The 22,150-nt window shown below is 37.5% G+C and carries 22 protein-coding genes and 1 pseudogene; 22 read left to right on the top strand and 1 reads right to left on the bottom strand.

Translation table 11 applies throughout. From position 1 onward, the window contains the following. The first annotated feature begins 683 nt into the window (after positions 1-683). The 12 genes and pseudogenes from fapR (at position 684) to ffh (ending at position 12,479) form a co-directional block, all read left to right on the top strand. On the top strand, positions 684-1,256 hold the full coding sequence (gene fapR / locus N9R04_RS08665; protein ID WP_262856387.1) for a transcription factor FapR: 573 nt from the start codon (positions 684-686) through the stop codon (positions 1,254-1,256). Then, entirely contained in the window at positions 1,249-2,226 is a 978-nt protein-coding gene (plsX, locus tag N9R04_RS08670; protein ID WP_262856388.1) for a phosphate acyltransferase PlsX, read from the top strand. The genes fapR and plsX overlap by 8 nt, the downstream gene beginning before the upstream one ends. A gap of 2 nt (positions 2,227-2,228) precedes the next feature. Next, the gene (fabD, locus tag N9R04_RS08675) at positions 2,229-3,155 is read left to right on the top strand and encodes an ACP S-malonyltransferase (protein ID WP_262856389.1); all 927 of its coding nucleotides are present in this window, start codon (positions 2,229-2,231) and stop codon (positions 3,153-3,155) included. After that, positions 3,148-3,882, top strand: coding sequence for a 3-oxoacyl-[acyl-carrier-protein] reductase (fabG, locus tag N9R04_RS08680; protein ID WP_262856390.1), 735 nt, complete (start codon positions 3,148-3,150; stop codon positions 3,880-3,882). The genes fabD and fabG overlap by 8 nt, the downstream gene beginning before the upstream one ends. 148 nt (positions 3,883-4,030) lie before the next feature. Next, entirely contained in the window at positions 4,031-4,264 is a 234-nt protein-coding gene (locus N9R04_RS08685; RefSeq protein WP_001830184.1) for an acyl carrier protein, read from the top strand. Between the two features lie 188 nt (positions 4,265-4,452). Then, the gene (gene rnc, locus N9R04_RS08690) at positions 4,453-5,157 is read left to right on the top strand and encodes a ribonuclease III (RefSeq protein ID WP_373316350.1); all 705 of its coding nucleotides are present in this window, start codon (positions 4,453-4,455) and stop codon (positions 5,155-5,157) included. Between the two features lie 120 nt (positions 5,158-5,277). Beyond that, positions 5,278-5,618: pseudogene (locus N9R04_RS08695) on the top strand (transposase); the annotation flags it as partial. A 15-nt stretch (positions 5,619-5,633) separates the two neighbouring features. Next, positions 5,634-5,714, top strand: a complete 81-nt coding sequence (locus N9R04_RS08700; protein WP_262856466.1) for a helix-turn-helix domain-containing protein — start codon at positions 5,634-5,636, stop codon at positions 5,712-5,714. 229 nt (positions 5,715-5,943) lie between these two features. Next, a complete protein-coding gene (smc, locus tag N9R04_RS08705) occupies positions 5,944-9,513 on the top strand; it encodes a chromosome segregation protein SMC (RefSeq protein ID WP_262856392.1) in 3,570 nt (1,189 codons plus the stop codon). Then, the gene (ftsY, locus tag N9R04_RS08710; protein WP_262856393.1) at positions 9,510-10,763 is read left to right on the top strand and encodes a signal recognition particle-docking protein FtsY; all 1,254 of its coding nucleotides are present in this window, start codon (positions 9,510-9,512) and stop codon (positions 10,761-10,763) included. Before smc ends, ftsY begins: the two co-directional genes overlap by 4 nt. Next, positions 10,756-11,088 carry a putative DNA-binding protein gene (locus N9R04_RS08715; protein ID WP_262856394.1) on the top strand — a complete coding sequence of 111 codons (333 nt, stop codon included), beginning with the start codon at positions 10,756-10,758 and terminating at the stop codon, positions 11,086-11,088. Before ftsY ends, N9R04_RS08715 begins: the two co-directional genes overlap by 8 nt. 23 nt (positions 11,089-11,111) lie before the next feature. Continuing rightward, the gene (gene ffh / locus N9R04_RS08720) at positions 11,112-12,479 is read left to right on the top strand and encodes a signal recognition particle protein (RefSeq protein WP_262856395.1); all 1,368 of its coding nucleotides are present in this window, start codon (positions 11,112-11,114) and stop codon (positions 12,477-12,479) included. A 314-nt stretch (positions 12,480-12,793) separates the two neighbouring features. On the opposite strand, the gene N9R04_RS08725 is transcribed toward ffh, so the two are convergent. Then, a complete protein-coding gene (locus tag N9R04_RS08725) occupies positions 12,794-13,009 on the bottom strand; it encodes a hypothetical protein (RefSeq protein WP_262856396.1) in 216 nt (71 codons plus the stop codon). A 92-nt stretch (positions 13,010-13,101) separates the two neighbouring features. Here N9R04_RS08725 and rpsP point away from each other — a divergent pair, with 92 nt between their 5' ends. From rpsP to dprA, 10 genes are all read left to right on the top strand, one after another. Next, on the top strand, positions 13,102-13,368 hold the full coding sequence (gene rpsP / locus N9R04_RS08730) for a 30S ribosomal protein S16 (protein WP_262856397.1): 267 nt from the start codon (positions 13,102-13,104) through the stop codon (positions 13,366-13,368). A gap of 323 nt (positions 13,369-13,691) precedes the next feature. Further along, positions 13,692-14,195: a ribosome maturation factor RimM gene (rimM, locus tag N9R04_RS08735; RefSeq protein ID WP_262856398.1), complete on the top strand. Its 504-nt coding sequence runs from the start codon at positions 13,692-13,694 to the stop codon at positions 14,193-14,195. After that, positions 14,195-14,935, top strand: a complete 741-nt coding sequence (trmD, locus tag N9R04_RS08740) for a tRNA (guanosine(37)-N1)-methyltransferase TrmD (RefSeq protein ID WP_262856399.1) — start codon at positions 14,195-14,197, stop codon at positions 14,933-14,935. The genes rimM and trmD overlap by 1 nt, the downstream gene beginning before the upstream one ends. 101 nt (positions 14,936-15,036) lie before the next feature. Beyond that, the gene (gene rplS, locus N9R04_RS08745; protein ID WP_262856400.1) at positions 15,037-15,387 is read left to right on the top strand and encodes a 50S ribosomal protein L19; all 351 of its coding nucleotides are present in this window, start codon (positions 15,037-15,039) and stop codon (positions 15,385-15,387) included. A 466-nt stretch (positions 15,388-15,853) separates the two neighbouring features. Continuing rightward, the gene (locus tag N9R04_RS08750; protein ID WP_262856401.1) at positions 15,854-16,711 is read left to right on the top strand and encodes an ABC transporter substrate-binding protein; all 858 of its coding nucleotides are present in this window, start codon (positions 15,854-15,856) and stop codon (positions 16,709-16,711) included. Positions 16,712-17,080: 369 nt separating this feature from the next. Further along, positions 17,081-17,941, top strand: a complete 861-nt coding sequence (gene ylqF / locus N9R04_RS08755; RefSeq protein WP_262856402.1) for a ribosome biogenesis GTPase YlqF — start codon at positions 17,081-17,083, stop codon at positions 17,939-17,941. A gap of 4 nt (positions 17,942-17,945) precedes the next feature. Then, positions 17,946-18,728, top strand: a complete 783-nt coding sequence (gene rnhB, locus N9R04_RS08760; protein ID WP_262856403.1) for a ribonuclease HII — start codon at positions 17,946-17,948, stop codon at positions 18,726-18,728. 96 nt (positions 18,729-18,824) lie between these two features. Continuing rightward, positions 18,825-19,991: an ADP-forming succinate--CoA ligase subunit beta gene (gene sucC, locus N9R04_RS08765; protein ID WP_262856404.1), complete on the top strand. Its 1,167-nt coding sequence runs from the start codon at positions 18,825-18,827 to the stop codon at positions 19,989-19,991. A 21-nt stretch (positions 19,992-20,012) separates the two neighbouring features. Next, positions 20,013-20,921 carry a succinate--CoA ligase subunit alpha gene (gene sucD, locus N9R04_RS08770; RefSeq protein WP_262856405.1) on the top strand — a complete coding sequence of 303 codons (909 nt, stop codon included), beginning with the start codon at positions 20,013-20,015 and terminating at the stop codon, positions 20,919-20,921. Between the two features lie 372 nt (positions 20,922-21,293). Then, positions 21,294-22,106, top strand: coding sequence for a DNA-processing protein DprA (gene dprA / locus N9R04_RS08775; protein WP_262856406.1), 813 nt, complete (start codon positions 21,294-21,296; stop codon positions 22,104-22,106). Positions 22,107-22,150 lie beyond the last annotated feature (44 nt).

The following is a 22,150-nucleotide window of genomic DNA, read 5'->3' on the forward strand; positions in this document are numbered from 1 at the left end:
GAGGCTGAGACGGCACCCTAGGAAAGCGAGCCAATAATACGAAGTATGGAATATGAAGAAGCACTCAGATGAAATGAAATAAATCATCTGAGTGCTATTTTTTCTGGGATTTATGTCCCAGCCTCTTCAACACCTTGGCAGTAGATGACTGATTTGAAAATGCGCTTGTATCAAGCTTTTTTCAATTCTAGTCATCCTTGCCGGGGCGGGACTACGAAATTTTTTGTTCAAATTAGATTTCTGTCCCGCTCCCTTCAACATCTCGGCAGTAGATGACTGATTTGAAAATGCGCTTGCATCAAGTTTTTTCCAATTCTAGTCATCCTTGCCGGGGCGGGACGACAAAATCTTTTTATTCAAATTAGATTTCTGTCCCGCTCCCGAATCATGAGCGTGTCTGGCGACAATCCTGATGTTGGGATGCCGTTATTCGATTTCTCACAGCTCAGAATCTTTATGTCTAAACCTCTCTTACTGCTGAATTTTTAAGCGATGAAAGTGTTAGACTCGCTAGGTTAAATAGCCAGATTTACCATTTTATAAGTTGATATCAAATACTGTTTCAATTCCACAGCAGAACTTTATACTCGAAATATATATACTTTATTTGTTGAGCTAACTAAACAGAAAGTGTTATGATATGTTAGGAATGTTAAGACTAGGTACTAAAAAGGGTGAACATAATGCCAAAGCTAAAAAAGACAGCGCGTCGTCACGCTATTCGTAAAGAGATTGAGAGTAACCCTTTTGTTACTGATTATGAATTAAGTACACAATTTGAAGTGAGTATTCAAACGATCAGATTAGATCGTACACATTTAGAGATTCCTGAATTAAGAAAAAGAATACAGCAAGTGGCAGAAAAAAATTACGATCGCATTCGTTCGATTGAAGGTAGCGAAATTATAGGAGATGTTATTGATGTCTCTCCTAACGAACATGCTACATCAATTATTCATGTCAATGAAGAGTCAGTATTTACTCGAAATCAAATTGCTAGAGGGCATGTACTGTTTGCTCAAGCGAATTCTCTATGTGTAGCTTTAATTCATCAACCTATCGTCTTAACCCAATCTAGTGAAGTGAAATTCATACATAAAGTGAGATTAAATGAAACCGTAAGAGCTGAAGCTCGTACGATAAATAAGAGTGATCAATACTATACTATTGAAGTTAAATCATACGTCCGTGAAGACCTTGTCTTTTTGGGTACTTTCAAAATGTATTACACAAGTGAGGATGAACAGAATGGTTAAAATAGCAATTGATATGATGGGTGGAGATGAAGCACCTGATATTGTTTTGGAGGCAGTTAGTAAGGCGGTTAATGACTTTAAAGATTTAGAAGTTATCCTATTTGGTAATGAAGAACAATGTACACTTCGCCATCCACGCATAGAATTTCGTCACTGCTCAGAAGAAATTGCTATGGATGATGAACCGGTCCGAGCGATCAAGAGAAAGAAAGATAGTTCGATGGCGCGTATGGCTGAGGCAGTTAAAAATGGAGAAGCGGCTGGTTGCGTGTCAGCTGGTAACACTGGAGCATTAATGTCTGCGGGTCTCTTCATCGTTGGTCGTATTAAGGGAGTGGCGCGTCCAGCGCTTGTAGTAACACTTCCTACTACTTCTGGTAAAGGATTCGTGTTTATGGATGTAGGTGCTAATGCAGACGCCAAAGCAGAACATCTATTGCAGTACGCACAACTAGGCCATATCTATGCACAAAAATTCAGAAGAATCGCTAACCCATCCATTGGGCTGCTGAATATCGGAACTGAAGCTGCCAAAGGCAATTCTTTAACTAAGAACGCTTATCATCTAATGTCTGAGCAAAGTGAATTTAATTTTGCTGGTAACGTTGAAGCCAAAAGTCTCATGGAGGATGCAGCGGATGTGGTTGTGACAGACGGCTATACCGGAAATATGATTTTAAAAAATTTAGAAGGTACAGCCAAATCGATTGGTAAAATGTTTAAAGAAACCTTACTGAGCAGCTTTAAAAACAAGATTGCTGGTTTGCTCATTAAAAAAGACCTTCAAGAAGTCCAAACTAAAATGGACTATGCAGAGTACGGAGGCTCTGTATTACTAGGCTTAGACGGTATAGTGGTAAAAGCACATGGCAGTTCAAGTGCTAAGGCATTTTACTCTGCAATCAGACAAGCTAAGATAGCAGTAGAAGAGCGAATTGTAGAAACTATGAGAGAAACGGTTGGTGAGTAATGATGGGTAAAACTGCGATTATATTTCCAGGTCAAGGATCACAAAAAGTAGGAATGGCGCAAGACTTATATCAAGAGAAGGAAAGTTCTACAGCTGTACTTGAACAAGCTCAGCGCGTATTAGACTTTGATTTATTAGAAACAATGTTTACTGATTCTGAAGGTAAGTTAAATCAAACAGAGAATACTCAGCCTGCTTTAGTAGCACATAGTATAGCTCTATTTGAGGCGTTAGAAGATATTAATGCCGACTACACTATGGGACATAGTTTGGGAGAGTATTCGAGTTTAGTTGCGAGCGGTGTACTCTCCTTTGAAGATGCAGTCAAAATAGTTAGAAAGCGTGGACAGTTAATGGCTGACGCATTTCCTAATAATGTAGGTGGAATGGCTGCAGTATTAGGACTGGATTATGACAAAGTTAAAGAGATATGTGATGATCTTTCTAATGATGAAGAAATCATCGAACCGGCTAATATCAATTCTCCCGGTCAAATAGTAGTTTCAGGTCATAAATCGCTTATCGATAAACTCTCTTCCGAAGGGAAAGCTCTTGGAGCCAAACGCGTTATGCCTTTGCCGGTTTCAGGTCCTTTCCATTCCTCACTGATGCAAGTGATTGAGAAAGATTTTGCTAATTATATTGATAAGTTTGATTGGCATGATGCTCAATTTCCAGTAGTTCAAAATGTTCATGCAGCTGGTGAAACTGATGCAGCAGTAATCAAAGACAATATGATTAAACAGCTGTATTCACCGGTAGAATTTGTTAAGTCTACACAATGGTTAATCGATCAAGGTGTTGATCATTTTATTGAAATTGGCCCAGGAAAAGTACTGTCTGGTCTAATTAAGAAAATTGATCGCAGCGTGAAACTAACGTCTATTCAAAATCTTGAAGACCTGAAAGGATGGAATGAAGATGAGTAAAAACGTGTTAGTAACTGGAGCTTCACGAGGAATTGGTCGTAGTATAGCACTACAGTTTGCAGAAGAAGGCTACAACGTTGCTGTAAATTATGCTGGGAATAAAGATAAAGCAGAAGCAGTAGTTGAAGAGATTAAAGCTAAAGGTGTCGACAGCTTTGCTATTCAAACGAATGTTGCAAATCCTGATGAAGTTAAAGCTATGATTAAAGAAGTAGTTAGTCAGTTTGGTTCGATAGACGTCTTAGTTAATAATGCAGGCATTACTCGAGATAATTTGCTCATGCGCATGAAAGAGCACGAATGGGATGACGTCATTGATACCAATCTCAAAGGTGTCTTCAATTGTATCCAAAAGGTTACACCACAAATGTTAAGACAAAAAAGCGGTTCTATCATAAATCTATCTAGTGTCGTAGGTTCAGTAGGTAACCCAGGCCAAGCGAACTATGTTGCTACAAAAGCAGGTGTTGTTGGTTTAACAAAATCAACTGCTCGTGAACTTGCTTCACGAAATATTACAGTCAATGCTGTTGCACCTGGCTTCATAGTTTCGGACATGACAGATGCTTTAAGTGATGAACTAAAGGAACAAATGCTTGATCAAATTCCATTAAAACGCTTTGGCGAAGATCAAGATATTGCTGATACAGTCACTTTCTTAGCTTCAGATAAGGCGAAGTATATCACTGGTCAAACTATTCATGTTAATGGCGGCATGTACATGTAATGTTTTTGAAGTCATTATATCTGTGAGATGAAAGAGTTTGAAACACGAGCATAAAGTGAAAGACCTGCGAAATTTCACTTGTATTTCACAGCATAAAATGGGAAAATAATAAGGTCTATATGTTAGCTTTAAAAGGAGGTGACTCGACGTGGAAAACTTCGATAAAGTAAAAGATATCATCGTTGACCGTTTAGGTGTTGATGCTGATAAAGTAACTGAAGATGCATCTTTCAAAGATGATTTAGGCGCTGACTCACTTGATATTGCTGAATTAGTAATGGAATTAGAAGACGAGTTTGGTACTGAAATTCCAGATGAAGAAGCAGAAAAAATCAACACTGTTGGTGACGCTGTTAAGTACATTAACAGCCTTGAAAAATAATATATCGGTATCTGAGTCGTTGAAGCGCTTCGGCTCAGATTTTTTATGCGAAGGTTTATTGTTAAATATTAATACAATCGGTCATCGTGTTTTTCTTTTGTTTTGTATATAATTCACGTAAGATTGAGGTTGTATAGTTAAATATTAAGGAGGCATCAAGCGATTTGTCGAAGTACACTAAAGAACAGATGATAGATGAATTTAGAAACCACTTTGATAGTAAAATGAAGGAATTGGATCTTCCGTTTGGAAATGTCGAACTTTACCAACAAGCATTCTCACATTCTAGTTTTATCAATGACTTTAATATGGATCGTTTAGAACACAATGAGCGTTTAGAATTTTTAGGAGACGCAGTATTAGAACTGACGGTATCACGCTATTTATTTGATAAATACCCTGAATTACCAGAGGGTAATTTAACTAAGATGAGAGCTACAATAGTTTGTGAGCCTTCACTTGTAATATTTGCGAATAAAATTCAGTTGAATCAACTTATATTGTTAGGTAAAGGAGAAGAGAAGACAGGAGGAAGAACCCGGCCTTCACTCGTATCAGATGCTTTCGAAGCATTCGTAGGAGCGTTATATCTTGATCAAGGACTAGACAAAGTATGGAAATTTGCACAACAAGTCATATTCCCGTATGTGGAAGATAACGAATTGCAAGGCGTGGTGGACTTTAAGACTCAATTTCAGGAGTTTATCCATCAACAGAATAAAGGAGACGTCACATATAGATTAATTAAAGAAGAAGGACCAGCACACCACCGTCTGTTTACTTCAGAAGTATTGCTAGAAGGTAAAGCTGTAGCAAAGGGGCAAGGTAAGACGAAGAAAGAATCTGAACAAAAAGCCGCGGAGAGCGCATTTAATCACTTAAAAGAAATTTAACTTACTTCAGAGAGAAATCGTCTCTCCTCTATATGTAAATGATGTATGCAGTTCAGTATGAGGATTACTGTTGGTAACTCGAGCACCGACACGTAAAGCTTGTCGGTTCTATGCTGTAACAAAACGACTGTTGTGAGAATGGCAGCGTCTTATCACCTCACTAGAGTTGAGTGGCATCATGATAAAGGTCATGTGCTTATTATGTTCAAAGCAACATCGAACACAGCATTGACAAAATTTACCAATGCCTATAAAAAGTGCCAGAGGACGGGACATAATGGTCTTTGACTAGAGAGAAAGAAGCTGGGACATAATGTAATGTCCCGCTCCCTTCTAAGAGTAAAGCAGTTGCTTTGGACAGTAATGTTTTGGTCTAACAGTTTCTGTCTGCTGACAACGGGTGGTGCACCCATTGACTTTATAAATAATATACTCACAATCAAGGGCATAATCACAAATAATGAGGAAATTAGCTCATGGAACGACGTAAAGCATATCAATTTAGAATCCATCCAACTGAAGAGCAAGAAACGTTCTTCGCTAGGTCTTTTGGTTAGGACCGTATGGTCTACGACTACAGCGTTCTACATAAAGAGAATTAAGAACCATAGGAACTATGGGGATAGCTTGGTCAATAAGAGCAACCGCTGTGAGTAAAGACATACACTTACAAGTACGCTCTATTCCCGAGAAGCTCCCACTTCAAGCGATAAGCATCGTTAGGTTGAGCTTAGTGGTGAGTAGTTCACGAACCTATACTTAGAGTTGAAATATAAGGAGTTAAGCATGGTATATTTAAAATCGATAGACGCAGTGGGCTTTAAATCATTTGCCGATCGTACCGATGTACAATTTGATAACGGTGTTACCGCTATTGTAGGTCCAAATGGTAGCGGAAAGAGTAATATAACTGATGCGATTAAATGGGTTCTAGGTGAGCAATCTGCTAAGTCGCTTCGTGGCTCTAGAATGGAAGATGTTATCTTCTCAGGTGCTGAACATCGCAACGCGCAGAATTATGCTGAAGTTCAATTAAAGCTAGATAATACGTCTGGAAAACTACAATATGATGCGGAATTGATCACTGTAACGAGAAGGCTTTACCGCAGCGGCGAGAGTGAATACTACATAAATAATGAGCGTGCTCGTTTGAGAGATATTGTAGACTTATTTCTAGACTCCGGCTTAGGAAAAGAAGCATTTAGCATCATATCTCAAGGTAGAGTTGATGAAATATTAAATGCTAAGCCCGTGGATAGACGTCAAATTATAGAAGAGTCTGCTGGCGTGTTAAAGTATAAAAAAAGAAAAGAAGCATCAGTTCAAAAATTAGCACAGACTGAAGATAATCTCACGCGTGTTGAAGACATCTTGTATGATCTTGAAGATCGAGTAGAGCCTTTGAAAGAAGAGGCGGCTATAGCAAAAGAATATCAATATTTGGCTGCCGATCTGGAAAAAAGTGACATTCTTGTTACTGTCCATGATATTGAAAGCTACAATAATTCAGTTCACGAGCTTGATAATCAACTCAATACGTTAAAGAGTACCCAAGAAAATAAAGAAGCTGAAAAAGTCCAACAAACTCATGCTTTAAATAAATATAAATTTGAGCGTCAAAATTATGATCAACAGATTGAGTCACTTAATGATCAACTTGTGCAGGCTACAGAAGAACTCGAAAAGTATCAGGGTCAACTTAACGTGTTAAAAGAAAGGCAAAAAAACCAGTCAGAGACCAATGCTCGTTTCGAAGAAGAACAAGAAAACTTAGAAGAGCAAAAAGCCCAGCTTCATAAAGAGCAAAAAGAAGCAGAGAATGAAATAAAAAAATTAAAACTTAAGCAAAAAGAATTAAATCAATCGATTCAAGGGCTAGAAAATGATCAAGGAATTTCAAATGAAGACCATGAAGAAAAGCTTGAAGAATTGAAAAATAATTATTATGCACTGATGTCTGAGCAATCTGATGTTAATAACGATATACGATTTTTAGAACACACGATTCAAGAGAATGAAAATAAGCAATTGCGCTTAGATTCAAGACTCGGTGAAGCTTTCAAAGCACTTCAAGAGACTGACGAAAAGATAACAGAAAAAGAGAAAAATCGTGAGCGCACGCAACGAGAACTCAACAAGATAGAACATCAAATACAGTCTTATGAACGCGACGTTTCTAACATAAAGAGAGATCAAAATAACTATCAGGACAAGTTGCATAAAGCTTATCGATATAATGAGAAATTGAAGTCTCGTATCGATAGTTTGAATACTCAAAACGAAGAGTATAATTTCTTTTTTAATGGAGTAAAGCATATACTTCAAGCCAGTGGTAAGCAATTGTCAGGTATTCACGGTGCGGTTGCAGAATTAATCCAAGTACCTTCACATCTTACCAAAGCGATAGATACCGCTTTAGGCGCTGCTAGTCAACATGTAGTGGTTACCTCTGAAAAAGAGGGTCGTTTAGCTATACAATATTTAAAACAAAACGGTCTAGGTAGAGCGACTTTCTTACCGCTTAATGTGATCAAATCGCCTTCGCTATCGCTCGATATACGAGAAACAGCACAGAGTAACGAAGGATTTATAACTATTGCTTCTGACGGAATAAAGGTAGATAGATCGTATCAACATATTGTAGACAATCTACTTGGCACTACGATTATAGTTAATAGTTTAAAGCAAGCAAATGAATTAGCACGTCGTATTCGTTATCGTACTCGAATCGTCACTTTAGAAGGCGATATTGTAAATCCTGGTGGTTCAATGGCAGGCGGTGGTGACCGTAAAACGAAAAGTGTACTTACCCAAAAAAATGAATTAGCTCAAATGAAAGCGCAGCTAAGCCAATACCAACAACAAACATTAGAGTTTGAAAAGCAATATCAGGGACTAAACGAACGGGCGAATGAGTTGAGCGAACAGTATTTCAACGCTAGTCAACGTTATAATGAAGTCAAACAGCATTTACATGAAATAGATTTAGCGCTCGAAAGTTTAAAAGGTACGAAATCTCAGCTTGAAGAAGAACATGAAGAGTTTCAATTCGAGAGAAATGATGGATACGAAAGTGAGAAGAGTAAAGAAACTTTAAAACAAAAAAGATCTAACTTAGATACAATTAAACAGCGATTAAAGCGCCTCGAAGAAGATATACAGCGGTACACTCAGCTATCTAAAGATGGTAAGGAGAATTCTAATCAAATTCAGCAACAGCTCCATCAAAGACGGTCAGACTTAGCTGTGATAAAGGAAAGAATCAAAACTCAAAAGCAACTCAGTGAAAAACTAGATAAACAAATTTCGAACACTGAACATCAGCTTAAAAGCTTGCTCGAGAAAATAGAGTTCTTTAATTCCGAAGAGCACTCAGGTCAGCAAGCTTTTGATCAGATTAACCAACGTATAGGAGAGAAGCACAAGGAGAAACTGGACTTAAATCAAACGTTAGAAGATGTTAAGTCAAAACGGACAAAGCTAAATGACACAATTGAAGAAACAGATGAAGGACTTCAAGATATACACCGCGATATTCTATCCATTCAAAACCATTATCAAGACATCAAATCAGAACAATCACGCTTAGATGTGTTAATTAGTCATGCACTCGATCATTTAAGTGAAGACTATCATATAACATACGAGTATGCTAAGACAACGTATGAGTCAGATGAAGATATAGATGTCCTGCGGAAAAAGGTTAAATTAACTAAAATGTCTATTGATGAACTTGGTCCTGTGAATCTGAATGCAATCGAGCAATTTGAAGAATTGAATTCACGCTATACATTTTTAGATGAGCAACGCACTGATTTAAGAGAAGCTAAAGCGACTTTAGAACAGATTATTCAAGAAATGGATCAAGAAGTTAAAGATCGCTTTAAAGCGACTTTCCACGCTGTTCAAGGCTATTTTACAGAAGTCTTCAAGTCTCTGTTCGGTGGCGGGAATGCCGAATTACGGTTGACTGAAGATGATTACTTACGAGCTGGCGTTGATATTGTGGTTCAACCACCAGGTAAGAAGTTACAAAACTTGACGTTACTAAGTGGTGGAGAGCGTGCCTTGAGTGCTATCGCGTTACTTTTTGCCATCTTAAAAGTTAGATCGGCACCGTTTGTTATTTTAGACGAGGTTGAAGCAGCACTAGATGAAGCGAATGTCATACGTTATGCGCGATATTTGAAACAATTATCTTCAGATACGCAATTTATCGTTATTACACATCGTAAGGGGACTATGGAATATTCTGATAGATTGTATGGTGTTACTATGCAAGAGTCAGGCGTGTCTAAGTTAGTAAGCGTCAATTTAAATACACTAGACGAGGTTATGGAGGAGGATAAAAGATGAGTTTTTTTAAAAAACTAAAGGATAAATTTACGGGGCAAGATAAGGAAAAACAAGAACTAGACAAACTTAATGATGAAGCTTCCTCAGGCGAATCAGACATTGAAGAGGATACCCTCACTCCTTCTAAAGGAGAAGAATCTGAATCCAAAGAAAAACCCAAGAAATTAAGTGAGGCAGACTTTGATGATGATGGATTAATTTCCATTGAGGACTTCGAAGAAATAGAAGCTCAAAAATTAGGTGCGAAGTTTAAAGCAGGTCTTGAAAAATCACGTCAAAATTTCCAAGAACAACTTAATAATCTCATCGCACGTTATCGTAAAGTAGATGAAGAATTCTTCGAAGCGTTGGAAGAAATGCTCATAACAGCTGACGTTGGTTTTAATACCGTAATGGAACTCGTGGACGAACTTCGTGATGAAGCACGTCGCCGCAATATACAAGAAACAGAAGAATTAAGAGAAGTTATCGTTGAAAAGATCGTTGAAATCTATCATCAAGACGACGAGAATTCTGAAGTTATGAATTTAGAAGACGGCCGATTAAACGTTATTCTAATGGTCGGTGTTAATGGTGTAGGAAAGACTACAACGATAGGTAAACTAGCGCATCGCTATCAAGCAGAAGGTAAAAAAGTAATGTTAGCTGCAGGCGATACTTTTAGAGCCGGTGCTATACGTCAGCTACAAGTTTGGGGCGAGCGTGTCGGAGTAGAAGTTGTAAGTCAAAGTGAAGGATCAGATCCTGCGGCAGTAGTGTATGATGCGATTAATGCGGCCAAGAATAAAGGTGCAGACATCTTAATTTGTGATACAGCGGGACGTTTACAGAACAAAGCAAATTTAATGAATGAATTAGAAAAAGTTAAAAGAGTAATCGGTAGAGCCGTTCCTGATGCGCCACATGAGAGCTTATTATGTTTAGATGCTACTACAGGTCAAAATGCACTCTCTCAAGCTCGTTCATTTAAAGATGTAACTAACGTGACAGGGATAGTGTTAACCAAATTGGATGGTACAGCGAAAGGCGGTATCGTACTTGCTATACGCAATGAGTTGCATATTCCTGTTAAATACGTTGGTTTAGGTGAAAAATTAGACGATTTACAACCGTTCAATCCTGAAAGCTATGTATATGGTTTATTTGCTGATATGATTGAGCAAAATGTTGATGTAGAACAAAGCGAAGAGCCAAGTGATAGCGATTTAGAGAATAATGACGCAAAGAATGAAGGTAGCACCCATGAATAATGGTGATTTAGTTAAAACGGTACGGATGAATTATCTATTTGATTTCTATCAATCATTATTGACTGAAAAACAACGAAACTACTTAGAATTATTCTACTTGCAAGATTACTCCCTCAGTGAGATTGCTGAGACGTTTGATGTGAGTCGACAAGCAGTGTATGATAACATAAGAAGAACTGGCGACTTAGTAGAAGATTATGAAGATAAACTACGTTTATATCATAATTTCGAGCAACGCCAAGAGATTTATAACAAGATTAAATTAAATATAAGTGATGAGACTAAAGTTATGAAATTAATACAACAATTAGAAGAATTAGAATAAAAGAGATAAAGGAGGGATTTGGTATGGCATTTGAAGGATTGTCGGATCGCTTGCAACAAACGATGCAAAAGATTCGTGGTAAAGGTAAAGTTACAGAAGCCGATATTAAAACCATGATGCGAGAAGTTAGGTTAGCTTTACTGGAGGCCGACGTTAACTTTAAAGTAGTTAAGAACTTCGTCAAGACCGTATCAGATCGCGCCCTAGGTTCAGATGTAATGAAATCATTAACTCCAGGGCAACAAGTTATTAAGATAGTACAAGATGAGCTCACGCAACTCATGGGTGGAGAAAATGCAACAATTAAGATGGCAAATAAACCGCCTACTGTAGTCATGATGGTAGGTCTCCAAGGCGCAGGTAAGACCACAACTGCTGGTAAGCTGGCGCTACTCATGAGAAAGAAATACAATAAGAAACCACTTTTAGTAGCTGCCGATATCTACCGTCCTGCAGCTATCGATCAGCTTGAAACCGTTGGTAAACAATTGGATATACCGGTTTATAGTCAAGGTGACCAAGTACAACCTCAAGAGATCGTTGACAATGCTATAAAGCATGCGAAAGACGAGCATTTAGATTTTGTTATTATTGATACTGCTGGACGCTTACATGTTGATGAGGCTTTAATGAATGAGCTTGAAGAAGTCAAGGAGATTTCCAAGCCAGATGAGATTATGCTAGTGGTCGATGCAATGACAGGTCAAGACGCGGTTAACGTGGCTGAGTCGTTTGATAGTCAGTTAGACGTCTCCTCAGTCACGCTCACTAAGCTTGATGGTGATACGCGTGGCGGGGCAGCGTTATCAATACGTTCGGTAACACAAAAGCCTATTAAATTTGTTGGTATGAGCGAGAAGTTAGATGGCTTAGAACCCTTCCATCCTGAACGAATGGCTTCCCGTATACTAGGTATGGGAGATGTATTGAGTCTTATTGAGAAAGCGCAACAAGATGTGGATGAAGATAAAGCTAAAGATCTAGAGAAAAAAATGCGTACATCACAATTTACTTTAGAGGATTTCCTGGAACAGTTAGATCAAGTTAAGAATTTAGGTCCCTTAGATGATATTATGAAGATGATTCCTGGAATGAATAAAATGAAGGGTCTAGATAATCTTAATATGAGCGAAAAACAAATCGACCATATTAAAGCTATCATTCAATCTATGACTCCTACAGAGAGAGAGAATCCAGCGATACTCAATGTATCCCGTAAGAAAAGAATAGCTAAGGGTTCAGGTCGTACGCTACAAGAAGTCAATCGCTTGATGAAACAGTTTAATGAAATGAAGAAGATGATGAAACAATTTACTAGTGGAGGCAAAGGTAAAAAAGGTAAACGTGCTCAAATGCAGAATATGCTTAAAGGCATGAATTTACCGTTCTAAGTTAGAACATTATTTGAGGGAGCGGGACAGAAATCTAATTTGAATAAAAAGATTTCGTAGTCCCGCCCCGGCAAGGATGACTAGAGTTGAAAAAAGCTTGATACAAGCGCATTTTCAAATCAGTCATCTACTGCCAGGAGGCTGGGATCTATGTCCCAGTCTCTTTCTCTCTATTCAAAGACCATTATGTCCCAGCCTCATTATTTGAATGTATACCTTAGAAGTTGATAATTGGATAAATATTTGTTGTTAGACGGATTCATCAGATCACTTTTCTGTATAAATTTGATTTGTGAATCCGTTTAATTTCGTCCTTAAGTTTGATGACGAGCGTCTACTTTAACTGTTGGTAAGCAGAAATGCATCTGTTCAGGATCACTATTAACAGAAATAAGTTGATGCGTCCTAACTGCCGTTATTCGCCGCCACAGACTGTATTTGCGACGTTTGAATGGCAACATCAATTTGTTCACACTACCTTTAGAGCTATAACATAAAGCACGACGAGTTAATCCTGAAATTCTTATCATTGGTAAAGAAAAAGCTCTTTACAAAGAATTAAGAAACTGTTAGTATTAATTCTTGTAGAAAAGAAATTATGAAGAAAAGGGGTGACTCACACATGGCAGTTAAATTACGTTTAAAACGTTTAGGTTCAAAAAGAAACCCGTTCTATCGTATCGTAGCAGCAGACTCACGTTCACCACGTGATGGTCGTAGTATCGAACAAATCGGTACGTATAATCCTAAACACGTAAATGCGCCAGAAGTTGTCATTGACGAAGAATTAGCTTTGAAATGGTTAACAAATGGTGCTAAACCAACTGACACTGTTCATAATATCTTATCAAGAGAAGGTATCTTGAAGAAATTTGAAGAACAGAAATAATTTTAGAACTAAAATCCTTTAAAATAAATCTGACACTAAGGGACGAGGCTGGGACATAATGTAATGTCTCAGCCTCTTTCTACATCTTGGCAGTAGATGACTGATTTGAAAATGCGCTTGTATCAAGCTTTTTTCAATTCTAGTCATCCTTGCCGGGGCGGGACAACGAAATCTTTTTATTCAAATTAGATTTCTGTCCCGCTCCCCTTTCTTTTTTTTATAATATAAAATATAGTAAACTTTCTTTAGTAGCTAAAGTTTATAATATAATTTCGTAGTATACTTTTATGAATAGTGAAAGTAGATGAGATGGAGGATCGCAAATGAGAGTTAAAGTAGGCCAAATTGTTAATACACATGGAATCAAAGGAGAGGTCAGAATTAAATCAAACTCTGACTTCACTGATGTGCGTTTTCAAAAAGGAGAGACGCTTACTATTGAGAGAGATAATAACGTAGATCTCGAGTTAACTGTGGCTTCACATCGAATGCACAAAGGGTTTCATATGTTAACGTTTGAAGGTATCAATAATATTAATGAAGTAGAGCATCTTAAAGGTGAGATGTTACTCCAAGAGCGTGATCACGAAGATATTGAATTGGGAGAACATGAGTATTACTATTCTGATATAATTGGTTGCACCGTTTTTGATGAGTCTACCCCTATAGGTAGAGTGACCGAGATCTTTGAAACTGGAGCAAATGATGTGTGGGTAGTGCAAGGTGAGAAAGAGTATTTAATTCCTTATATAGCTGACGTCGTTAAAGATGTAGATATTGAGAATAAGACCATTCGTATTACACCACTCGAAGGGTTGTTAGATTAATGAGAATAGATTATTTAACGTTGTTTCCTGAAATGTTCGAGGGTGTACTGAATACCTCTATTTTAAAAAGAGCTCAAGACAAAGGAATGTTGGAAGTTAATACGATTAACTTTCGTAACTATGCGCTTAATAAGCACAATCAAGTTGACGATTATCCTTTTGGCGGGGGGCAAGGTATGGTACTAAAACCTGAACCGATCTTCAACGCTATGGAGGATATAGGACGTGATGATAATACGCGAGTCGTATTAATGTGCCCTCAAGGCGAGCCCTTTACTCAAGCTAAAGCACAAGCTTTAAGTGAAACTGAACATATTGTTTTTATATGCGGTCATTATGAAGGATATGATGAAAGAATTAGAACCCATCTCGTTACAGACGAAATATCGATCGGCGATTATGTATTAACGGGGGGAGAGTTACCTGCAATGACGATGACCGATGCTATCGTCAGGCTGATACCAGGCGTACTCGGAAATCATCAATCTCATGAAGATGATTCATTTCAGGATGGGTTACTTGAGTTTCCTCAGTATACGCGCCCGAGAGAGTTCAAAGGTCTGACCGTGCCTGAAGTGTTACTCTCAGGTAATCATGCTCGTATAGATAAATGGAGACACGAGCAAAAATTGATACGTACTTTTGTAAAAAGACCTGATCTATTAAGTAAGCTAAGCTTGAATCAGGAAGATGAAAAAATACTAGAAAGTTATAAAAAAAGAATTGAAAATAAAGGATGAGTGTGCTAGCATATTGTAAGTGTGCAATGCACGAATAATCACTATGATCCGCTGCTATATTTTGTCTAGGCATGAACATAGGTTGAAGGAGAGTATATATTATGAGCAATCACAAACTTATCGAAGCAGTAACTAAATCACAATTGCGCGATGATATCCCTTCATTCCGCGCTGGTGACACTTTACGTGTACACGTACGTATCATCGAAGGATCACGTGAACGTATCCAAGTGTTTGAAGGCGTAGTTATCAAACGTCGCGGTGGAGGTATCTCAGAAACATTCACTGTACGTAAGATATCTTCAGGTGTAGGTGTAGAGCGTACATTCCCATTACACACACCTAAGATTGAGAAGATTGAAGTGAAACGTCGCGGTAAAGTACGTCGTGCTAAATTATACTACTTACGTCATTTACGTGGTAAAGCTGCTCGTATTCAAGAAGTACGTTAATCAGCTGAAATCAATAAGTCACGTTAGGCTTTTAAATCTTTAGCCACATATTAAAGAGGCTGGGATATAAAGGTCTTTGACTTGAGAGAAAGAGGCTGGGACATAATGTAATGTCCCAGCCTCTTTAATATCTCGGCAGTAGATGGCTGATTTGAAAATGCGCTTGTATCAAGCTTTTTTCAATTCTAGCCATCCTTGCCGGGGCGGGACTACGAAATCATTTTATTCAAATTAGATTTCTGTCCCGCTCCCGAATCGTGAGCGTTTCTGTCGACAGTCCTACTTTGCGATGTTGTTAATTAGGTTCCGAAAGCACAGAAACTTTATGGCTCAACATCTTAATGCTAATCATTTAGGGGGTATATCTCAGTCTCGCGGCACTATTTAGACTCATGTACTAATTCTGTTTAAATTTGCTATAAGTGGTAAATCTAATAGTGAAGGCAAATTTAAGGAGGTAATACTTATGACTGTAGAAATTAAACACGCAGCTGGAACTACTCAAATTCCTGAAGCAATAGAATCTGCTGTTGCCCTTGAATATTCATTTGTAGATGCGCTCGTAGCGTTAGACGTTAATGTTACAGGCGTGGCAGATGATGGAGATAGCGCTAACATCATCGCGTCTATTCGTGATCAAGTAGGGGATTATCAATCAGTTGGTGAAAGATTGAATCCTGATCTAGAGTCAATTAAAAAAGCGGAACCTCAAATTATTATTGCTGATCAAGACCGACATAAAGAATTGTATGATGAATTAACTCAAATTGCACCTACTATTTTAGTGAAGAGCTTCGATGCAAATTATAATGAAAATTTAGATTCATTCAGAATTATCGGTAAAGCTGTTTCTAAAGAAGATAAAGCTCATGAAGCAATTAATCAACATAACGACACAATTAAGAAATATACTAACAGCATAGAATTAGATAAAGATAAAACTACTTTACCTATTGTGGTGACTAATGATGGTGTAGTTGCTCATTCAGTCAAAACGTATGTAGGTAGTTTCTTAGAAGAGCTTGGCTTCAAACCTGCACTTACGAAAGAAGTTGTAGAAAACTCATCTGAGTATATGGGTGCTGATTACTTAGAATTAGATTATAAACAATTATCAGAAGTGAATCCCGAACGCCTCTTTGTAATGGTTGAAGATGAAAATAGCAATGAAGTTAAATCACTTCAAAATAGTGAAGCGTGGTCACATATTGACGCTGTAGAAAAAGCACGTGCGCATTTTGTGAATCGCGAAACTTGGGCTAAATTCCGTGGTTTAGTTGCTTCAGAAAATATTGCTCAAGAGATTAGTGAAATAAACGAATAAATTTAGATGTTAAACCTCTATTTTAATAGCTTGGTTTATCAAGAAATATTATCTCGAGACATGGGAGTGGGATAGAAATCTTTTTATTCAAATTAGATTTCTGTCCCGCTCCCTATTATTATTGTGATATTAGTTAGCTCGTTGAGCTCCCACTTTTCTTATATGAAGTGTCAATAATACAAAGCCAAGTTCTCTTATAACTTTATTGATGCCTCTAACTGACATTCGAGTTAGACCCAAAATAGCCCTAATAAATCCAAAAACTGGTTCTACGTCAATTTTCTATGTTTATAAGTAACTCGACTTATGTTCTTTAGACCTCAAGTCATGTTATGATGACTAAGTGTTAATAAAGTAGAGGTGATCATGATGGTTATACAATGGTATCCAGGCCATATGGCAAAAGCCAAAAGAGAAGTATCTGAACAGTTAAAAAAGGTAGATGTCGTTTTTGAGCTCGTAGATGCTAGAATTCCTTATAGTTCGAGAAATCCTATGATTGATGAAGTTATCGGCAATAAACCTCGTGTAGTTATTTTAAACAAAAAGGATATGGCTAATTTAAAAGAATTAGATAAGTGGCAAACGTACTTTAAAGATGAAGGGTTCTATCCGGTGGTTGTTGATGCGAAACATGATAAAGGTTTAAAAAGTGTTGAAAGTGCTGCAAGAGAAGCGACAAAGGAAAAGTTTGAAAAGGAAAAAGAGAAGGGCTTGAAACCTAGAGCTATCCGAGCAATGATTGTGGGAATTCCGAATGTGGGGAAGTCGACATTTATTAATAAATTAGCTAGAAGAAATATAGCCAAAACAGGAAATACACCTGGAGTTACCAAAGCTCAGCAATGGATTAAAGTAGGCAAGACTTTACAATTACTTGATACGCCAGGAATTCTATGGCCTAAATTTGAAGATGAATTAGTTGGGAAAAAATTAAGTATTACAGGAGCTATTAAAGATAGTATTGTGCACTTAGATGAAGTCGCTATTTACGGTCTTAACTTCTTAATCGAACACGATTATGAGGGATTGTGTAGACATTATAATATTGATCTATCTAGTGATTCAGAACTCTTAGAATGGTTTGATGCTATCGGTCGACGTAGAGGGCTGTTACAAAAAGGTAATGAAGTAGACTATGAAGCTGTTATCGAATTAATCATTTATGATATCAGAAATGCTAAGATAGGTACGTATACTTTTGATGTAGTGAAAGAAGTGAAAGGATAGCCTTATGAGTAAAACGGTTAAAGAAATCCGAAGTGAAATAGCTCGTCTAGACTCATTAGAAGCCTTAGCTCAGTGCGAGTTTCATCAAGATGAGCGCATTGGCGTGCAGAAAGCTTTACTACAGAGGCGTAAGGCATTAATTAAGCTCGAAGAAGAACAAGATAAATATAGACAGATGCTCAAGTTTGAAGACGAAATATTACAAAATAATTCTACTGCTCAAATATGTGGTATCGATGAAGTAGGGCGAGGTCCGTTAGCAGGTCCCGTAGTAGCGTGTGCGGTTATTCTAAACGCGGATCATGAGTATATAGGCCTCAATGATTCGAAGAAGTTAAGCGCTAAGAAAAGGGCATTTTATGAAAAAGAGCTAAAAGCTAAGCTATTAGATTATGCTTTTGGAATTGCAAATGTAGAAGAAATTGATAAAAATAATATCTATAAAGCAACACAAATCGCTATGTGTAGAGCGGTTAATCAACTTCGTTACAGACCTAGCAATCTGCTTGTAGATGCGATGACATTGCCTATAGATATTAACCAAGACGCTCTGGTAAAAGGGGATAGCAAAAGTATATCAATAGCAGCAGCAAGTATATTAGCGAAAGAGTATCGGGATAGGTTAATGAAAGAGCTAGATACTAAGTATCCTGGATACGATTTTGCTAATAACGTAGGATACGGCACTAAAAAACACTTAGAAGGAATAGATAAACTTGGCATAACACCAGTACATAGAAAGACGTTTGAGCCTATTAAGTCTATCATAGCAAATTCTCAAAATTAAAGTTATTCTAAATTACTGGCTTCAATCAGTTTACAATAGCGCTTTCATTTTTTATAATTAGTAATGAACTTAACCTAAGAAACAGGAGGATGGAGAATGAATATCCACGAGTATCAAGGTAAAGAAATTTTTCGTTCAATGGGCGTAGCTGTCCCAGAAGGACGTGTAGCATTTACTGTTGAAGAAGCAGTAGAAAAAGCAAAAGAATTAAGCTCAGATGTATATGTGGTAAAAGCACAAATTCATGCTGGGGGAAGAGGTAAAGCTGGCGGTGTTAAGATTGCTAAATCCCTAGATGAGGTTGAAACATACGCTAAGGAATTGTTAGGTAAACAATTAGTTACACATCAAACTGGACCTGAAGGTAAAGAAGTTAAACGTCTTTATATCGAAGAAGGCTGCGATATTCAAAAAGAGTATTACGTTGGATTCGTAATCGACCGTGCTACAGATAAAGTTACTTTAATGGCATCTGAAGAAGGCGGTACTGAAATTGAAGAAGTAGCTGCTAAAACACCAGAAAAAATCTTTAAAGAAACAATTGATCCAGTTACAGGTTTAGCTCCATATCAAGCGAGAAGAATCGCTTTCAATATCAATATTCCTAAAGAATCTGTTGGTAAAGCAGCTAAATTCTTAATGGCGTTATACAATGTATTCATTGAGAAAGATTGTTCTATCGTTGAAATCAACCCACTTGTAACTACAGGTGACGGTGAAGTATTAGCTCTTGATGCTAAACTTAACTTCGATGATAACGCGCTATTTAGACATAAAGATATTGTAGAATTACGTGACTTAGAGGAAGAAGATCCTAAAGAAATTGAAGCTTCAAAATACGACTTATCTTACATCGCTTTAGATGGAGATATTGGTTGTATGGTTAATGGAGCTGGCTTAGCTATGGCTACAATGGATACTATCAATCACTTCGGCGGAAGTCCTGCTAACTTCTTAGACGTTGGTGGCGGTGCGACTAAAGAGAAAGTTACTGAAGCATTTAAAATCATCTTAGGTGATGAAAATGTTAAAGGTATCTTTGTTAATATCTTTGGTGGAATCATGAAATGTGATGTTATTGCTGAAGGTATCGTTGCTGCTGTTAAAGAAGTAGAACTAACTTTACCGTTAGTTGTTCGTTTAGAAGGTACGAATGTAGATCGTGGTAAAGAAATCTTAGACAACTCAGGCTTAGCAATTGAACCTGCTACTACAATGGCAGAAGGCGCACAAAAAATCGTTAAAAGTGTAAAAGAAGCGTAAGGAAAGGATGGGAGTACTAAGATGAGTGTATTTATTGATAAGAACACAAAGGTAATGGTACAAGGTATCACAGGGTCAACTGCCCTTTTCCATACTAAGCAAATGCTAGACTATGGTACACAAATTGTCGCTGGTGTAACGCCAGGAAAAGGCGGTCAAGTAGTTGAAGGTGTACCTGTATATAATACAGTTGAAGAGGCTAAAGAAGAAACTGGTGCTAATGTTTCAGTCATCTATGTTCCAGCACCGTTTGCTGCAGACTCAATTCTAGAAGCTATTGATGCAGAATTAGATTTAGCTATTTGTATTACTGAACATATTCCAGTAGTAGATATGGTGAAAGTTAAACGTTATTCTCAAGGTAAGAAAACACGTGTTGTAGGACCAAACTGTCCAGGTGTCATTACTGCTGATGAATGTAAAATCGGTATTATGCCTGGTTACATCCACAAAAAAGGCCACGTAGGTGTTGTTTCACGTTCTGGAACATTAACATACGAAGCAGTGCACCAATTAACAGAAGAAGGAATCGGTCAAACTACTGCAGTTGGTATCGGTGGCGACCCAGTTAACGGTACTAATTTCATCGACGTATTAAAGGCATTTAATGAAGATGATGAAACTAAAGCCGTAGTTATGATTGGTGAAATCGGTGGTACTGCTGAAGAAGAAGCAGCTGAATGGATTAAAGAGAATATGACTAAACCAGTTGTAGGCTTTGTTGGTGGTCAAACTGCTCCTCCAGGAAAACGTATGGGACATGCCGGTGCGATTATTTCAGGTGGTAAAGGTACAGCTTCTGAAAAAATCAAAACACTTAACTCATGCGGTGTCAAAACAGCTGATACACCTTCTGAAATTGGTACAACATTAATCGATGCTGCTAAAGAAGCAGGTATCTATGAAGAATTATTAACTATTAACAAATAACATAGAGGTTACCTATAATTAGATAGGGAGCGGGACAGAAATCTTTTTATTCAAATTAGATTTCTGTCCTGCTCCCTTTTTCCGTTGGTTGAGGACATGGGTTTCATAACTGTTAACAACTATAAAGCGAGGTAAATCAGTAATCTGAAAACATCTGGTAATTAGCAATCTGCTGGGTCGTATCGCTAGGCTTCTTCCAACAAATTTCTCTTTACAAGTAGATTAAAATTCTCTCTTTAATGTGAGGATATTGTAATACTTGCAAGCCCTCAAACATAGTATAATTGACTTAATAGGAGGTAGAGGCCCATCAACCAAGATAAACTTTCATGCTTACGTTTAATTTATGCGGGTTTTACTACGGCATATATTATGACAATTTTAAAACAATTTCCTTCTTTTCTCCTTTTTGATAAGACGACACAACACGAACTACTACTAGAACTTAAACCGAATTTAAAAAATGAACAGTATATTAAAAAAGTTGATAACTATTTGAATGTAAATGATGATTATGTCATGACACACTTAGAACAAAGTAATGTCAAAACCTTATTTCTTACTGATAATGCATATCCATTTCTTCTCAAACAGATTTATGACCCTCCTTATATTTTGTTTTATAGAGGAGCTGTTGAATTACTTTCTCATACACAAACTTTAGCTATCATCGGAGCTAGAAATGCTACCGAGTATACAACGCGAGCTCTCAAACAATTTTTTCCTGCTTTTAAAGATATGAAATTGACTATCGTTTCTGGATTAGCTAAGGGTGCAGATCATCTAGCGCACCAACTCTCTTTAGGATACGGTATGCCATCGATTGCTGTTTTAGGATTTGGTCATTCGCATCACTATCCTAAAGAAACGTATTATACACGTTTACAGATCGAGCAAAATGGTATAGCTATCAGCGAGTACCTTCCTTCTTCTAAACCTCAAAAATATTATTTCCCACAACGCAATCGTATAATTAGTGGTCTGTCAAAAGGTGTTTTTGTTACAGAAGCTCGCCGTAATAGTGGCACCCACATTACTACTACCTCTGCAATTGAGCAAAATCGGGAAGTGTATATACTACCTGGGTCGCTTTTTAATCCGATGACTGAAGGCAATATGTTAAGTGCTCAAGATGGCGCTCGTATTGTTCTAAAGCCTAACGATATCACTGATGATTATCGATAAGTCTTAAATATTCTGAGTAAACGAGCTGGAAGCGGGACAGAAAT

It is taken from the genome of Staphylococcus marylandisciuri (genome assembly GCF_025519785.1).
Classification (GTDB): Bacteria; Bacillota; Bacilli; order Staphylococcales; family Staphylococcaceae; genus Staphylococcus; species Staphylococcus marylandisciuri.

Coding starts and splice junctions, on each gene's coding strand:
- fapR (WP_262856387.1), top strand. CDS start 684: ATGCCAAAGCTAAAAAAGACAGCGCGTCGTCACGCTATTCGTAAAGAG.
- plsX (WP_262856388.1), top strand. CDS start 1,249: ATGGTTAAAATAGCAATTGATATGATGGGTGGAGATGAAGCACCTGAT.
- fabD (WP_262856389.1), top strand. CDS start 2,229: ATGGGTAAAACTGCGATTATATTTCCAGGTCAAGGATCACAAAAAGTA.
- fabG (WP_262856390.1), top strand. CDS start 3,148: ATGAGTAAAAACGTGTTAGTAACTGGAGCTTCACGAGGAATTGGTCGT.
- rnc (WP_373316350.1), top strand. CDS start 4,453: ATGATAGATGAATTTAGAAACCACTTTGATAGTAAAATGAAGGAATTG.
- N9R04_RS08700 (WP_262856466.1), top strand. CDS start 5,634: ATGGAACGACGTAAAGCATATCAATTTAGAATCCATCCAACTGAAGAG.
- smc (WP_262856392.1), top strand. CDS start 5,944: ATGGTATATTTAAAATCGATAGACGCAGTGGGCTTTAAATCATTTGCC.
- ftsY (WP_262856393.1), top strand. CDS start 9,510: ATGAGTTTTTTTAAAAAACTAAAGGATAAATTTACGGGGCAAGATAAG.
- N9R04_RS08715 (WP_262856394.1), top strand. CDS start 10,756: ATGAATAATGGTGATTTAGTTAAAACGGTACGGATGAATTATCTATTT.
- ffh (WP_262856395.1), top strand. CDS start 11,112: ATGGCATTTGAAGGATTGTCGGATCGCTTGCAACAAACGATGCAAAAG.
- N9R04_RS08725 (WP_262856396.1), bottom strand. CDS start 13,009: ATGATAAGAATTTCAGGATTAACTCGTCGTGCTTTATGTTATAGCTCT.
- rpsP (WP_262856397.1), top strand. CDS start 13,102: ATGGCAGTTAAATTACGTTTAAAACGTTTAGGTTCAAAAAGAAACCCG.
- rimM (WP_262856398.1), top strand. CDS start 13,692: ATGAGAGTTAAAGTAGGCCAAATTGTTAATACACATGGAATCAAAGGA.
- trmD (WP_262856399.1), top strand. CDS start 14,195: ATGAGAATAGATTATTTAACGTTGTTTCCTGAAATGTTCGAGGGTGTA.
- rplS (WP_262856400.1), top strand. CDS start 15,037: ATGAGCAATCACAAACTTATCGAAGCAGTAACTAAATCACAATTGCGC.
- N9R04_RS08750 (WP_262856401.1), top strand. CDS start 15,854: ATGACTGTAGAAATTAAACACGCAGCTGGAACTACTCAAATTCCTGAA.
- ylqF (WP_262856402.1), top strand. CDS start 17,081: ATGGTTATACAATGGTATCCAGGCCATATGGCAAAAGCCAAAAGAGAA.
- rnhB (WP_262856403.1), top strand. CDS start 17,946: ATGAGTAAAACGGTTAAAGAAATCCGAAGTGAAATAGCTCGTCTAGAC.
- sucC (WP_262856404.1), top strand. CDS start 18,825: ATGAATATCCACGAGTATCAAGGTAAAGAAATTTTTCGTTCAATGGGC.
- sucD (WP_262856405.1), top strand. CDS start 20,013: ATGAGTGTATTTATTGATAAGAACACAAAGGTAATGGTACAAGGTATC.
- dprA (WP_262856406.1), top strand. CDS start 21,294: ATGACAATTTTAAAACAATTTCCTTCTTTTCTCCTTTTTGATAAGACG.